This is a genomic window from Variovorax sp. 160MFSha2.1 (assembly GCF_048305075.1).
Taxonomy (GTDB): Bacteria; Pseudomonadota; Gammaproteobacteria; order Burkholderiales; family Burkholderiaceae_C; genus Variovorax; species Variovorax guangxiensis.
The window spans coordinates 2,592,926-2,606,570 of sequence record NZ_CP157624.1; the positions used below are offsets into that span (position 1 = coordinate 2,592,926).

Genomic DNA, 13,645 nt, shown 5'->3' on the forward strand with positions numbered 1-13,645 from the left:
CGACGATGACTGACTTTGCAATTTCGCCGGAGGTGCTGCGCGCCACCGTCGCCGAGACGCTCGGCGCCAAGGCCAAGAGCGTGACCGTCGCCCTCGACGAGGTGAACGTGGTGGTCGGCGCTGCCGACTACCTCGAGGCTGCACTGCTGCTGCGCGATGCGCCCGGCTGCCGCTTCGAGCAGTTGATCGACCTCTGCGGTATGGACTACTCCGACTACCGTGACGGCGAATGGCAGGGCGGGCGCTATGGCGTCGTCTCCCATCTGCTGTCGGTGAGTCTCAATCAGCGCGTGCGCCTGACGGTGCTCGCATTGAGCGACGACTTCCCCGTGGTCGACTCGCTGCAGTCCGTTTGGAACTCCGCCACCTGGTTCGAGCGCGAAGCCTTCGACCTCTATGGCATCGTGTTCGAAGGCCACGACGACCTGCGCCGCCTTCTGACCGACTACGGCTTCATCGGCCATCCGTTCCGCAAGGACTTCCCGGTGTCGGGTCATGTCGAGATGCGCTACGACGAAGAGCAGAAGCGCGTGGTCTACCAGCCGGTTTCCATCGAGCCGCGCGAAATCACCCCGCGCGTGATCCGCGAAGACAACTACGGCGGCGGTTTGCACTGACTGATATGGCCGAAATCAAGAACTACACACTCAACTTCGGTCCCCAGCACCCGGCAGCGCACGGCGTGCTGCGCCTGGTGCTCGAGCTGGACGGCGAGGTCATCCAGCGCGCCGACCCCCACATCGGCCTGCTGCACCGCGCCACCGAGAAGCTTGCCGAAACGCGCACCTTCATCCAGTCGCTGCCGTACATGGACCGTCTCGACTACGTGTCGATGATGAGCAACGAGCACGCCTACTGCCTGGCCATCGAACGGATGCTGGGCCTCGAGGTGCCGGAGCGCGCGCAGTACATCCGCGTGATGTTCGCCGAGATCACCCGCCTGCTGAACCACCTGCTGTGGCTCGGCGCGCACGGTCTCGACTGCGGCGCGATGAACATGCTCATCTACTGCTTCCGCGAGCGCGAAGACCTGTTCGACATGTACGAGGCCGTTTCCGGCGCGCGCATGCACGCGGCGTACTTCCGTCCGGGCGGCGTGTACCGCGACCTGCCCGACGCGATGCCGCGCTACAAGGTCAGCAAGGTCAAGAACGCGAAGGCCATCGAGAAGCTCAACGAGAACCGCCAGGGGTCGCTGCTCGACTTCGTCGACGACTTCTGCAAGCGCTTCCCGAAGATGGTCGACGAGTACGAGACGCTGCTCACCGACAACCGCATCTGGAAGCAGCGCACCGTCGGCATCGGCGTGGTTTCGCCGGAGCGCGCCCTGAACCTCGGCTTCACCGGCCCCATGCTGCGCGGCTCGGGCATCGAATGGGACCTGCGCAAGAAGCAGCCCTACGACGTCTACGACCGCATGCAGTTCGACGTGCCCGTGGGCAAGACCGGCGACTGCTATGACCGCTACCTGGTCCGCGTCGAGGAGATGCGCCAGGCCAACCGGATCATCCAGCAGTGCTCGGCCTGGCTGCGCGCCAACCCCGGTCCTGTCATCACCGACAACCACAAGGTCGCCGCGCCCGCGCGCGAATCGATGAAGGCGAACATGGAGGAGCTGATCCACCATTTCAAGCTCTTCACCGAAGGCTTCCATGTGCCCGAAGGCCAGGCCTATGCCGCCGTCGAGCACCCGAAGGGCGAGTTCGGCATCTATCTCGTGAGCGACGGCGCCAACAAGCCGTACCGCCTGAAGATCCGCGCCCCTGGTTTCCCGCACCTAGCCGCCCTCGACGAAATGTCGCGCGGTCACATGATCGCCGACGCTGTCGCGGTGATCGGCACGATGGACATCGTGTTCGGCGAGATCGACAGGTGAGAAAGAGCGAATGACTTCCTCGACCCACCATGACACGGCGCCCTCGGCGCCTTCTGCCCCTCTGGAGCCTGCGATCCTCGAGCGCTTTGCGCGCGAGGTGGCGAAGTACCCCGAAGCGGGCAAGCAGTCGGCCGTGATGGCCTGCCTGTCCATCGTCCAGCAGAACGAGGGCTACGTCAGCCTGCAGCGCGAGCGCGAGATCGCCGAGTACCTCGGCATGGCGCCCATTGCCGTGCACGAGGTGACGACCTTCTACAACATGTACAACCAGCATCCGGTGGGCAAGTTCAAGCTCAACGTTTGCACCAACCTGCCTTGCCAGTTGCGCGACGGCGTCACCGCCCTCGTGCATCTCGAGAAGAAGCTCGGCATCAAGATGGGCGAGACCACGCCCGACGGCCTGTTCACGCTGCAGCAGAGCGAATGCCTGGGCGCCTGCGCCGATTCGCCCGTGATGCTGGTCAACGACCGCACGATGTGCAGCTTCATGAGCAACGAGAAGCTCGACCAACTGGTCGACGGCCTGCGCAACGCCGCGCCGGCCACCAAGGGGGAGGCTTCCTGATGTCACCCGAACAAGTGCTCCAGCAGTTCCAGGCGACGGGCGTCCAGACCTGTTTCCATGACCGCCACATCGAGCCGCAGATCTATGCCGGCCTCGACGGCACCAACTGGCGCCTGGCCGACTACGAGGCGCGCGGCGGCTACCAGGCCCTGCGCAAGATCCTGACCGAGGGCCTCACGCCCGACCAGGTGATCGCCGAAGTGAAGGCCTCCGGCCTGCGCGGCCGCGGCGGCGCGGGCTTCCCGACCGGCCTGAAGTGGAGCTTCATGCCCCGCCAGTTCCCGGGCCAGAAGTACCTCGTCTGCAACTCCGACGAAGGCGAGCCGGGTACGTGCAAGGACCGCGACATCCTGCAGTTCAACCCGCACATCGTGATCGAGGGCATGGCCATCGCCGCTTACGCGATGGGCATCAGCGTGGGCTACAACTACATCCACGGCGAGATCTTCCAGACCTACGAGCGCTTCGAGGAAGCCCTCGAAGAGGCGCGTGCCGCCGGCTATCTCGGCGACAAGATCATGGGCAGCACGTACAACTTCCAGTTGCACGCGGCCCACGGCTTCGGCGCCTACATCTGCGGCGAGGAAACCGCGCTGCTCGAATCGCTGGAAGGCAAGAAGGGCCAGCCGCGCTTCAAGCCGCCGTTCCCCGCCAGCTTCGGCCTGTACGGCAAGCCCACCACCATCAACAACACCGAGACCTTCGCGGCGGTGCCCTGGATCATCCGCAACGGCGGCCAGGCCTACCTCGAGTGCGGCAAGCCGAACAACGGCGGCACCAAGATCTACTCGGTGAGCGGCGACGTCGAACTGCCCGGCAACTACGAAGTCCCGATGGGCACGCCGTTCTCCAAGCTCCTGGAGCTGGCCGGCGGCGTTCGCAAGGGCCGCACGCTGAAGGCGGTGATTCCCGGCGGTTCGTCCGCGCCGGTGCTGCCCGCGTCGATCATGATGGAATGCACGATGGACTACGACTCCATCTCCAAGGCCGGCTCGATGCTGGGCTCGGGCGCCGTCATCGTGATGGACGACAGCCGTTCGATGGTCGAGTCGCTGCGCCGCCTGTCGTACTTCTACATGCACGAGTCCTGCGGCCAGTGCACGCCGTGCCGCGAAGGCACGGGCTGGCTCTACCGCGTGGTCGACCGCATCCACAACGGGCAGGGCAGGGCGTCCGACATGGATCTGCTGAACTCGGTGGCCGACAACATCCAGGGCCGCACGATCTGCGCCCTCGGCGACGCAGCGGCAATGCCGGTGCGCGCCATGATCAAGCACTTCCGCCATGAGTTCGAGGCCCTGATCCCGGGCTACGTACCGAAAGCGCCCGTCAAGGCCTGAGCGCGAGAAATACACATATGGTTGAAATCGAACTCGACGGCAAGAAGGTCGAAGTCGCCGAAGGCAGCATGGTCATGCACGCTGCCGACAAGGCCGGCACGTACATCCCGCACTTCTGCTATCACAAGAAACTGAGCATCGCGGCCAACTGCCGCATGTGCCTCGTGGACGTGGAGAAAGCGCCCAAGCCGATGCCGGCCTGCGCCACGCCCGTCACGCAGGGCATGATCGTTCGCACCAAGAGCGAGAAGGCCATCAAGGCGCAGCAGTCGGTCATGGAGTTCCTCCTGATCAACCACCCGCTGGATTGCCCGATCTGCGACCAGGGCGGCGAATGCCAGCTGCAGGACCTGGCCGTCGGCTACGGCGGTTCCTCTTCGCGCTACGAAGAGGAAAAGCGCGTCGTCTTCCACAAGGACGTCGGCCCGCTGATCAGCATGGAAGAGATGAGCCGCTGCATCCACTGCACGCGCTGCGTCCGCTTCGGCCAGGAAGTGGCCGGCGTGATGGAGCTCGGCATGTCGAACCGCGGCGAGCACTCCGAAATCGAGACCTTCGTGGGCGACTCGGTCGACTCCGAACTCTCGGGCAACATGATCGACATCTGCCCGGTCGGCGCGCTCACGAGCAAGCCCTTCCGCTACAGCGCCCGCACCTGGGAACTGTCGCGCCGCAAGTCGGTGAGCCCGCACGACTCCACCGGCGCCAACCTGATCGTCCAGGTCAAGAACAACCGCGTGATGCGCGTGGTGCCGCTCGAGAACGAAGACGTCAACGAATGCTGGATCGCCGACCGCGACCGCTTCTCGTACGAAGCGCTCAACGGCCCCGAGCGCCTGACGCAGCCCATGCTGAAGCAGGGCGGCCAGTGGCAGCAGGTCGACTGGCAGACGGCGCTCGAGTACGTCGCCAACGGCCTCAAGCAGATCAAGGCCGACCACGGCGCGCAGAGCATCGGTACGCTGGTCAGCCCGCACAGCACGCTCGAAGAGCTGCAGCTCGCAGCCATGCTCACGCGTGAGCTCGGCAGCGACAACATCGATTACCGCCTGCGCAATGCCGAATTCGCCGCCTTCGAAGGCGTGCGCTGGCTCGGCACTTCCATCGCGTCGCTCACGCAGCTGCAGCGCGCGCTCGTCGTGGGTTCGAACCTGCGCAAGGAGCACCCGCTGTTCGCGCAGCGCATCCGCCAGGCCGTGCGCAAGGGCGCCGCGCTGTCGGTGATCACTTCGGCCAGCCTGATGGCCGACCGCGACGCCTGGGCCATCAACGTGGCGCAGTCGACCATCGTCGATGCCGGCGAGTGGGTCGAGGCGCTGGCCGCGGTGGCTGCAGCCATCGGCGAAACCAGTGGTGCGGCCGCTCCTCTGGCTCCGAAGAACGCACCGGACGACGCCGCCAAGGCGATCGCTGCCTCGCTGCTGAGCGGCGAACGCAAGGCCATCCTGCTCGGCAATGCAGCCGCGCACCACGCACAGGCCAGCAGCCTGCTGGCGCTTGCCAACTGGATCGGCGCGCAGACCGGCGCCACCGTCGGTTACCTGACCGAGGCGGCCAACACCGTGGGCGCGCAGATCGTCGGCGCGTTCCCGAAGAACGGCGGCCTCGATGCCGGCCGCATGCTCGCCGCTGGCTCGGGCCTGAAGGCCGTGATGCTGCTGAACACCGAGCCGGTGTTCGACTCGGCAGCCGGCGCAGCCGCGGCCGATGTCATCGGCAATGCGCAAATGGTCGTCACGCTGAGCCCCTTCAAGGCCAACCTCGAATTCAGCGACGTGCTGCTTCCGATCGCCCCGTTCAGCGAAACGCCCGGCACCTTCGTCAACGCCGAGGGCCGCGTCCAGGGCTTCCACGCCGTGGTGAAGCCCCTGGGTGAGACCCGTCCGGCCTGGAAGGTGCTGCGCGTGCTGGCCAACCTGCTGGGCCTGCCCGGCTTCGCGTTCGAATCGACCGCCGAAGTGCTGGCCACCGTGGGTGAGAAGGGCGCCGTGCCCGCGAATGCGCTGAGCAACGCCACGTCCGCCACTGCGGTCGCTGCCGACGGCGCGGCTGCTGCACCCGTGGTCGCGAGCATCTACCAGCTGGATTCGATCGTGCGCCGCGCACCATCGCTGCAACTGACTGCCGACGCGCGCAACGCATCGGCCGGCTCCAACGTGACGGCTGGTGCCGAGGAGGCATTGGCATGATCGTCGACACCATTCACGGCTTCGGCCAGGGCCTGGTGGCCGCGGGCTGGTGGACCGGCGTGGTCTGGCCGGTGATCTGGACGCTGATCAAGATCATCATCGTCGTCATCCCGCTGATGCTGGCCGTGGCGTACCTCACGCTGTGGGAGCGCAAGGCCATCGGCTTCACGCAGATCCGCATCGGCCCGAACCGCATCGGACCGCTGGGCCTGCTCCAGCCGATCGCCGACGCGCTCAAGCTGATGACCAAGGAAATCATTCTTCCGACGGTCGCCAACAAGGGCCTGTTCCTGCTCGGCCCGATCATGACCATCATGCCGGCGCTCGCCGCATGGGCGGTGATTCCCTTCGGCCCCGACGTGGCGCTGGCCAACATCAACGCCGGCCTGCTGTTCGTGATGGCCATCACCTCGCTCGAGGTGTACGGCGTGATCATCGCCGGCTGGGCGTCGAACTCGAAGTACGCCTTCCTTGGCGCGCTGCGCGCCTCGGCACAGATGGTGAGCTACGAAATCGCGATGGGCTTCTGCTTCGTCGTGGTGCTGATGGTCACCGGCAGCCTGAACATGACCGAGATCGTCAACGTGCAGGGCAAGGGCATGTTCGCGGACATGGGCATCAGCGTCCTGTCGTGGAACTGGCTGCCGCTGCTGCCGATCTTCGTCGTCTACTTCATCTCGGGCCTCGCCGAAACCAACCGCCACCCCTTCGACGTGGTGGAAGGCGAATCCGAAATCGTGGCCGGCCACATGATCGAGTATTCGGGCATGAGCTTCGCGATGTTCTTCCTGGCCGAATACGCCAACATGTGGCTCGTCTCGATCCTGACCGTGGTGCTGTTCCTCGGCGGATGGCTGCCCCCGTTCGAGTTCCTGAGCTTCATTCCGGGCTGGATCTGGCTGGGCCTCAAGACCTTCTGCGTGGTCACCATGTTCCTGTGGGTGCGTTCGACGTTCCCGCGCTTCCGCTATGACCAGATCATGCGTCTGGGCTGGAAGATCTTCATTCCCGTCACGCTCGTGTGGCTGGTCGTGGTCGGTGGCTGGATGCAGACGCCGTTCAACATCTGGAAATAACAGGGAGCGCCAACCTCATGTCTGCTGCGCACACCGCAACACCATCCGCGCCTTTCTCGCTCAAGGACTTCCTGAGCAGCTTCATGCTGTTCGAGCTGTTCAAGGGCCTGGCCATCACCGGCAAGTACGCCTTCGCCCGCAAGATCACGGTGCAGTTCCCCGAAGAGAAGACGCCGCTGTCGCCGCGCTTCCGCGGCCTGCACGCGCTGCGCCGCTACGAGAACGGCGAAGAGCGCTGCATCGCCTGCAAGCTCTGCGAGGCCGTCTGCCCGGCGCTGGCGATCACCATCGAATCGGACGTGCGCGACGACGGCTCGCGCCGTACCACGCGCTACGACATCGACCTGACCAAGTGCATCTTCTGCGGCTTCTGCGAAGAGAGCTGCCCGGTCGACTCGATCGTCGAGACGCACATCTTCGAATACCACGGCGAAAAGCGCGGCGACCTGTACTTCACCAAGGACATGCTGCTGGCCGTGGGCGACCGCTACGAGAAGGAAATCGCAGCGAACAAGGCGGCCGACGCCAAGTACCGCTGACCCGGTTCAGCCCGAAACCCGTACCAATTCGAATTCCAATGGACGTCAAGACCGGTCTGTTCTATCTGTTTGCCGTGGTGCTGCTGTTCGCAGCATTCCGCGTCATCACCGCCCGCAACCCCGTGTACGCCGCGCTGTACCTGGTTCTGGCCTTCTTCCAGGCATCGGCCATCTGGCTGCTGCTGCGCGCCGAGTTCCTCGCGATTTCGCTCGTGCTCGTGTATGTGGGCGCCGTGATGGTGCTGTTCCTGTTCGTGGTGATGATGCTGGACATCAACGTCGACAGCTTGCGGGAGGGCTTCTGGAAGCACTTCCCGCTGGCGGCGGGCGTGGGTGCGCTGATAGCGCTCGAGATGGCGGCGGTGCTCATGGGCGGTTTCCGCCTGGGCGAGGCACCCCGCGCCGCGGCCAATGCGGCAGCGGCCAACACCTCCAATACGCTCGAACTGGGCAAGCTGCTCTACTCCGAATATCTCTATCCGCTGGAAATCGCCGCGGTCATCCTGCTCGTGGCCATCGTGGCCGCCATCGCACTGACGCTGCGCACCCGCAAGGACAGCAAGTACGTCAACCCGGCCGACCAGGTCCGCGTGAAGGCGCGCGACCGCGTGCGCATCGTGCAGATGCCGGCAACGCGTGCCGCGGAGCCTGTGGTTGAAGCTGCGGACGCTGCAAAGGAAAACAAGGCATGACGCTCACGCTCGGACACTTTCTTTCGCTCGGCGCGATGCTTTTCGCGCTGTCCGTGATCGGCATCTTCCTGAACCGCAAGAACCTGATCGTCCTGCTGATGGCCATCGAGCTGATGCTGCTGGCGGTCAACATGAACTTCGTGGCCTTCTCGCACTTCCTGGGCGACATGCATGGCCAGATCTTCGTGTTCTTCATCCTGACGGTGGCCGCGGCCGAGTCGGCGATCGGGCTGGCGCTGCTGGTCCTGCTGTTCCGTAACAGGTCGAACATCAACGTCGACGAACTCAACTCGCTCAAGGGTTGACAGCAACATGAGCGCAACCCTTTCCGCATCCACACTGCTGGCCGTTCCGCTGGCACCCCTGGTCGGCGCAGCCCTGGCCGGCGTGTTCGGCACGAAGTTCGGCGGCAATCACATCGGCCGCAAGGTCACGCATTCGCTGACCATTCTCGGCGTGCTGGTCGCCTTCATCATCTCGGCGATGACGCTCAAGAGCGTGATAGCCGACGGTGCCCGCTTCAACCAGACCATCTACGAATGGATGGTGGTCGGTGGCCTGAAGATGGAAGTCGGCTTCATGGTCGACGGCCTCACCGCCATGATGATGTGCGTCGTGACCTTCGTGTCGCTGATGGTCCACATCTACACCATCGGCTACATGGAAGAGGACGACGGCTACAACCGTTTCTTCGCGTACATCTCGCTGTTCACCTTCTCCATGCTGATGCTCGTCATGAGCAACAACATGCTCCAGCTGTTCTTCGGCTGGGAGGCGGTGGGCCTGGTGTCGTACCTGCTGATCGGCTTCTGGTTCAACAAGCCGACCGCGATCTTCGCGAACATGAAGGCCTTCCTGGTCAACCGCGTGGGCGACTTCGGCTTCATCCTCGGCATCGGCCTGATCGCGGCCTACGCCGGCACGCTGAACTACACCGAAGCCTTCGCCAAGGCGGGCACGCTGGCCGGCATCACCTTCCCGGGCACCGAGTGGATGCTCATCACGGTGATCTGCATCTGCCTGTTCATCGGCGCGATGGGCAAGAGCGCGCAGTTCCCGCTGCACGTGTGGCTGCCCGACTCGATGGAAGGCCCGACCCCCATCTCGGCGCTGATCCACGCGGCGACCATGGTGACGGCCGGCATCTTCATGGTGGCGCGCATGTCGCCGCTGTTCGAGCTGAGCGACACGGCGCTGAGCTTCATCCTCGTGATCGGCGCCATCACCGCGCTCTTCATGGGTTTCCTGGGCATCATCCAGAACGACATCAAGCGCGTGGTCGCGTACTCGACGCTCTCGCAGCTCGGCTACATGACGGTGGCGCTCGGTGCCTCGGCCTACTCGGTCGCGGTGTTCCACCTGATGACGCACGCGTTCTTCAAGGCGCTGCTGTTCCTCGGCGCGGGCTCGGTCATCATCGGCATGCACCACAACCAGGACATCCGCTGGATGGGCGGCGTGCGCAAGTACATGCCGATCACCTGGATCACCTCGCTGCTGGGTTCGCTCGCGCTGATCGGCACGCCGTTCTTCTCGGGCTTCTATTCGAAGGACAGCATCATCGAGGCGGTGCACGAAAGCCACCTGTGGGGCGCGAACTTCGCCTACTACGCGGTGCTGGCCGGCGTGTTCATCACGGCGTTCTACTCGTTCCGCATGTACTTCCTGGTCTTCCACGGCAAGGAGCGCTACGACCAGAACCCCGACGCGCATCATGACGACCATGGCCACGGCCACGACGATCACGGCCATGGCCACGACCATAAGCCGCACGAGTCGCCCTGGGTTGTCTGGCTGCCGCTGGTGCTGCTGGCCATTCCCTCGGTGGTGATCGGCTTCATGACGATCGACCCGATGCTGTTCGGCGAGTTCTTCAAGGGCGCGATCTTCGTGGACGGCACCAAGCACCACGCCATGAAGGAACTGGAAGAAGCCTTCCACGGCCCGGTGGCCATGGCCATCCACGGTCTGCAGACGCCGCCGTTCTGGCTGGCGCTGGCCGGCGTGGTCATGTCCTGGTACATGTACATGATCAATCCGGCGCTGCCGGCGGCGATCAAGCGTGCCTTCGGCCCGATCTACCGCCTGCTCGAGAACAAGTACTACATGGACTGGTTCAACGAGAACGTCATCGCCCGCGCCACGCGCGCCCTGGGTACCGGCCTGTGGAAGGGCGGCGACCAGGCCCTGATCGACGGTGCCGTGGTGAACGGTTCGTGGAAGGTCGTGGGCCGTATCTCTGGTGTGGTGCGCTGGATGCAGTCGGGCTACATCTATCACTACGCCTTCGCGATGCTGCTCGGCGTCTTCATCCTGATGACGTACTTCGTCTGGTTCAAACGCTGAGCCTAGCGCTGGAGAAAAAGAAAAATGGGTTTGTTGAGCCTTGCCATCTGGGTGCCGATCGCATTCGGTGCCGTGCTGCTGGCGTTTGGCCGTGACGAGCACGCCAGGGGCGTGCGCTGGGTCGCGCTCGTCGGTTCCATCGTGAGCTTCCTGGTCACGGTGCCGCTGTTCACGCGCTTCCAGAACGGCACCGCCGCGATGCAGTTCGTCGAGAAGACGGGCTGGATCTCGCGCTTCAACGTCAACTACCACCTCGGAGTCGACGGCCTGTCGCTCTGGCTGGTGCTGCTGACGTCGTTCATCACGGTCATCGTGGTGATCTCGGCCTGGGAAGTGATCACCGAGCGCGTGAACCAGTACATGGGTGCGTTCCTGATCCTGTCGGGCCTCATGATCGGCGTGTTCGCCGCGCTCGACGGCGTGCTGTTCTACGTGTTCTTCGAAGCCACGCTGATCCCGATGTACCTGATCATCGGCATCTGGGGCGGCCCGAACAAGATCTACGCGGCGTTCAAGTTCTTCCTCTACACCTTGCTCGGCTCGCTGCTGATGCTGGTGGCGCTGATCTACCTGTACAACAAGTCGGGCGGCAGCTTCGACATCCTGTCGTGGCACAAGCTGCCGCTGGGGTCGACCGCGCAGACCTTCCTGTTCTTCGCCTTCTTCGCGGCCTTCGCCGTGAAGGTGCCGATGTGGCCGGTGCACACCTGGCTGCCCGACGTGCACGTCGAGGCGCCGACCGGCGGCTCCGCCGTGCTGGCCGCGATCATGCTGAAGCTGGGCGCCTACGGCTTCCTGCGCTTCTCGATGCCCATCGCTCCCGACGCCTCGCACGAATGGGCCTGGCTCATGATCGCGCTGTCGCTGATCGCGGTGATCTACGTCGGCCTGGTGGCGCTGGTGCAGCAGGACATGAAGAAGCTGGTGGCCTATTCGTCGGTGGCCCACATGGGTTTCGTGACGCTCGGCTTCTTCATCTTCAATGAGCTGGGCGTGTCCGGCGGCATCGTGCAGATGATCGCCCACGGCTTCGTCTCGGGCGCCATGTTCCTGGGCATCGGCGTGCTGTACGACCGCGTGCACTCGCGCCAGATCGCCGACTACGGCGGCGTGGTGAACACCATGCCCAAGTTCGCCGCGTTCGCGCTGCTGTTCGCCATGGCCAACTGCGGCCTGCCGGGCACCGCCGGTTTCGTGGGCGAGTGGATGGTGATCCTGGGCGCCGTGAAGGCCAACTTCTGGATCGGCCTGGGAGCAGCCACCGCGCTGATCTTCGGCGCCGCCTATACCCTCTGGATGTACAAGCGCGTGTATCTGGGCCCGGTCGGCAACGACCACGTGAAGGAACTCAGCGACATCAATTCGCGCGAATTCCTGATGCTGGCGCTGCTGGCCATCGCCGTGCTGTGGATGGGCCTGTTCCCGAAGCCGTTCACCGACGCGATGGACGCCTCCGTGACCGAGCTGCTGCGCCACGTGGCAGTCTCGAAGCTGCCCTCCTGATGCCACGCTGAAGAAGAGAACGAGATGATTGACAAACTCAGCTGGGTCACGATCTACCCCGAAATCGTGTTGCTGGTCATGGCCTGCATCATTGCGCTGGTCGACCTGTCGGACACGAGCCCGCGCCGCACCCGTACCTATGTCCTGACGCTGCTCACGCTGGCCGTGGTCGCAGTGCTGTCGGGTCTGCAGGCTTCCGAAGCCAAGACCATCTACGGCTTCGGCGGCATGGTCGTCAGCGACCCGATGGGCAACTGGCTCAAGTGCTTCGCCACCGTCGCCCTGATGATCACGCTGGTCTACGGCCGTCCCTACGCGGCCGATCGCGAGATGCTGCGCGGCGGCGAGATGTTCACCATCAGCATGTTCGCGCTGCTGGGCATGTTCGTGATGATCTCGGGCAGCAACTTCCTGCTGATCTACCTGGGCCTCGAACTGCTCACGCTGTCGAGCTACGCGCTGGTGGCGCTGCGCCGCGACAACGCGGTGGCCAGCGAAGCCGCCATGAAGTACTTCGTGCTCGGCGCCATGGCCAGCGGTTTCCTGCTCTACGGCCTGTCCATGATGTACGGCGCCACCGGTTCGCTCGACGTGAACGAGGTCTTCAAGACCATCGCAACCGGCAAGGTCAACCACCAGGTGCTGGTGTTCGGCCTCGTGTTCATCGTCGCCGGCCTGGCTTTCAAGGTGGGCGCAGCCCCGTTCCACATGTGGGTGCCCGACGTCTACCAGGGCGCTCCGACGGCGATCACGCTGCTGATCGGCGCGGCGCCCGAGCTGGCCGCCTTCGCGATCATCATCCGCCTGCTGGTCGACGCGCTGCAGCCGCTGGCCATCGACTGGCAGCAGATGCTCGCCGTGCTGGCCATCGCCTCGCTGCTGGTCGGCAACCTGGCCGCCATCGCGCAGAGCAACCTCAAGCGCATGCTGGCCTATTCGACGATCTCGCAGATGGGCTTCATGCTCCTCGGCCTGGTTGCCGGTTCGGACCAGCAGGGCACCTACAACGCCCAGTACGCCTACAGCGCCGCGATGTTCTACATCGTGACCTACGTGCTGACCACGCTCGCGAGCTTCGGCATCATCCTGCTGCTGGCGCGCGAAGGCTTCGAGAGCGAGGAAATCACCGACCTCGCCGGCCTGAACCAGCGCAGCCCGCTGTACGCCGGCGTGATGTCGATCGCGATGTTCTCGCTGGCCGGCCTGCCGCCGCTGGTCGGCTTCTACGCGAAGCTGGCCGTGCTGCAGGCGCTGATCGCCTCGGGCCACGCCATCTACATCGGCCTGGCCGTGTTTGCGGTGATGATGTCACTGATCGGCGCCTTCTACTACCTGCGCGTGGTCAAGGTCATGTACTTCGATGCGCCCGTCACGGCCACCACCGTGTCGGCACCGCGCGACGTGCGCACCGTGCTGACGATCAACGGCGCGCTGATCCTGATCCTGGGCATCGTGCCCGGCGGCCTGATGACGCTGTGCTACGACGCCATCGTGGCGACGCTGGCCCACTGACGCGGCC

General features: G+C 64.6%; 12 protein-coding genes. All 12 read left to right on the forward strand.

The genetic code is table 11. The features are described from left to right. Nucleotides 1–5: 5 nt before the first annotated feature. The 12 genes from ABL838_RS11560 to nuoN are packed head-to-tail and all read left to right on the forward strand — an operon-like array spanning nucleotide 6 to nucleotide 13,638. Entirely contained in the window at nucleotides 6–617 is a 612-nt protein-coding gene (locus ABL838_RS11560) for an NADH-quinone oxidoreductase subunit C (protein WP_418125401.1), read from the forward strand. A 5-nt stretch (nucleotides 618–622) separates the two neighbouring features. Next, nucleotides 623–1,876, forward strand: a complete 1,254-nt coding sequence (locus ABL838_RS11565; protein ID WP_126018296.1) for an NADH-quinone oxidoreductase subunit D — start codon at nucleotides 623–625, stop codon at nucleotides 1,874–1,876. A 10-nt stretch (nucleotides 1,877–1,886) separates the two neighbouring features. Beyond that, the gene (nuoE, locus tag ABL838_RS11570; RefSeq protein WP_240650452.1) at nucleotides 1,887–2,441 is read left to right on the forward strand and encodes an NADH-quinone oxidoreductase subunit NuoE; all 555 of its coding nucleotides are present in this window, start codon (nucleotides 1,887–1,889) and stop codon (nucleotides 2,439–2,441) included. Further along, a complete protein-coding gene (gene nuoF, locus ABL838_RS11575; protein WP_369658637.1) occupies nucleotides 2,441–3,781 on the forward strand; it encodes an NADH-quinone oxidoreductase subunit NuoF in 1,341 nt (446 codons plus the stop codon). Before nuoE ends, nuoF begins: the two co-directional genes overlap by 1 nt. Before the next feature lie 17 nt (nucleotides 3,782–3,798). Next, complete coding sequence (gene nuoG / locus ABL838_RS11580) at nucleotides 3,799–5,970, forward strand: NADH-quinone oxidoreductase subunit NuoG (RefSeq protein WP_418125402.1); 2,172 nt, start codon at nucleotides 3,799–3,801, stop codon at nucleotides 5,968–5,970. Continuing rightward, nucleotides 5,967–7,046, forward strand: a complete 1,080-nt coding sequence (gene nuoH, locus ABL838_RS11585) for an NADH-quinone oxidoreductase subunit NuoH (protein WP_221297392.1) — start codon at nucleotides 5,967–5,969, stop codon at nucleotides 7,044–7,046. The genes nuoG and nuoH overlap by 4 nt, the downstream gene beginning before the upstream one ends. 17 nt (nucleotides 7,047–7,063) lie before the next feature. Then, the gene (gene nuoI, locus ABL838_RS11590) at nucleotides 7,064–7,585 is read left to right on the forward strand and encodes an NADH-quinone oxidoreductase subunit NuoI (protein WP_019653385.1); all 522 of its coding nucleotides are present in this window, start codon (nucleotides 7,064–7,066) and stop codon (nucleotides 7,583–7,585) included. Between the two features lie 38 nt (nucleotides 7,586–7,623). Continuing rightward, a complete protein-coding gene (locus tag ABL838_RS11595) occupies nucleotides 7,624–8,277 on the forward strand; it encodes an NADH-quinone oxidoreductase subunit J (RefSeq protein ID WP_126018304.1) in 654 nt (217 codons plus the stop codon). Then, nucleotides 8,274–8,582, forward strand: coding sequence for an NADH-quinone oxidoreductase subunit NuoK (nuoK, locus tag ABL838_RS11600; protein ID WP_093204819.1), 309 nt, complete (start codon nucleotides 8,274–8,276; stop codon nucleotides 8,580–8,582). Before ABL838_RS11595 ends, nuoK begins: the two co-directional genes overlap by 4 nt. A gap of 7 nt (nucleotides 8,583–8,589) precedes the next feature. Further along, a complete protein-coding gene (nuoL, locus tag ABL838_RS11605; RefSeq protein ID WP_126018306.1) occupies nucleotides 8,590–10,623 on the forward strand; it encodes an NADH-quinone oxidoreductase subunit L in 2,034 nt (677 codons plus the stop codon). A gap of 24 nt (nucleotides 10,624–10,647) precedes the next feature. Further along, nucleotides 10,648–12,126, forward strand: a complete 1,479-nt coding sequence (locus ABL838_RS11610) for an NADH-quinone oxidoreductase subunit M (RefSeq protein ID WP_184636550.1) — start codon at nucleotides 10,648–10,650, stop codon at nucleotides 12,124–12,126. Between the two features lie 24 nt (nucleotides 12,127–12,150). Further along, nucleotides 12,151–13,638 (forward strand): NADH-quinone oxidoreductase subunit NuoN, encoded by a 1,488-nt coding sequence (gene nuoN, locus ABL838_RS11615; protein ID WP_418119957.1) that lies wholly within the window; start codon nucleotides 12,151–12,153, stop codon nucleotides 13,636–13,638. Nucleotides 13,639–13,645: the final 7 nt, after the last annotated feature.

Coding starts and splice junctions, on each gene's coding strand:
- ABL838_RS11560 (WP_418125401.1), top strand. CDS start 6: ATGACTGACTTTGCAATTTCGCCGGAGGTGCTGCGCGCCACCGTCGCC.
- ABL838_RS11565 (WP_126018296.1), top strand. CDS start 623: ATGGCCGAAATCAAGAACTACACACTCAACTTCGGTCCCCAGCACCCG.
- nuoE (WP_240650452.1), top strand. CDS start 1,887: ATGACTTCCTCGACCCACCATGACACGGCGCCCTCGGCGCCTTCTGCC.
- nuoF (WP_369658637.1), top strand. CDS start 2,441: ATGTCACCCGAACAAGTGCTCCAGCAGTTCCAGGCGACGGGCGTCCAG.
- nuoG (WP_418125402.1), top strand. CDS start 3,799: ATGGTTGAAATCGAACTCGACGGCAAGAAGGTCGAAGTCGCCGAAGGC.
- nuoH (WP_221297392.1), top strand. CDS start 5,967: ATGATCGTCGACACCATTCACGGCTTCGGCCAGGGCCTGGTGGCCGCG.
- nuoI (WP_019653385.1), top strand. CDS start 7,064: ATGTCTGCTGCGCACACCGCAACACCATCCGCGCCTTTCTCGCTCAAG.
- ABL838_RS11595 (WP_126018304.1), top strand. CDS start 7,624: ATGGACGTCAAGACCGGTCTGTTCTATCTGTTTGCCGTGGTGCTGCTG.
- nuoK (WP_093204819.1), top strand. CDS start 8,274: ATGACGCTCACGCTCGGACACTTTCTTTCGCTCGGCGCGATGCTTTTC.
- nuoL (WP_126018306.1), top strand. CDS start 8,590: ATGAGCGCAACCCTTTCCGCATCCACACTGCTGGCCGTTCCGCTGGCA.
- ABL838_RS11610 (WP_184636550.1), top strand. CDS start 10,648: ATGGGTTTGTTGAGCCTTGCCATCTGGGTGCCGATCGCATTCGGTGCC.
- nuoN (WP_418119957.1), top strand. CDS start 12,151: ATGATTGACAAACTCAGCTGGGTCACGATCTACCCCGAAATCGTGTTG.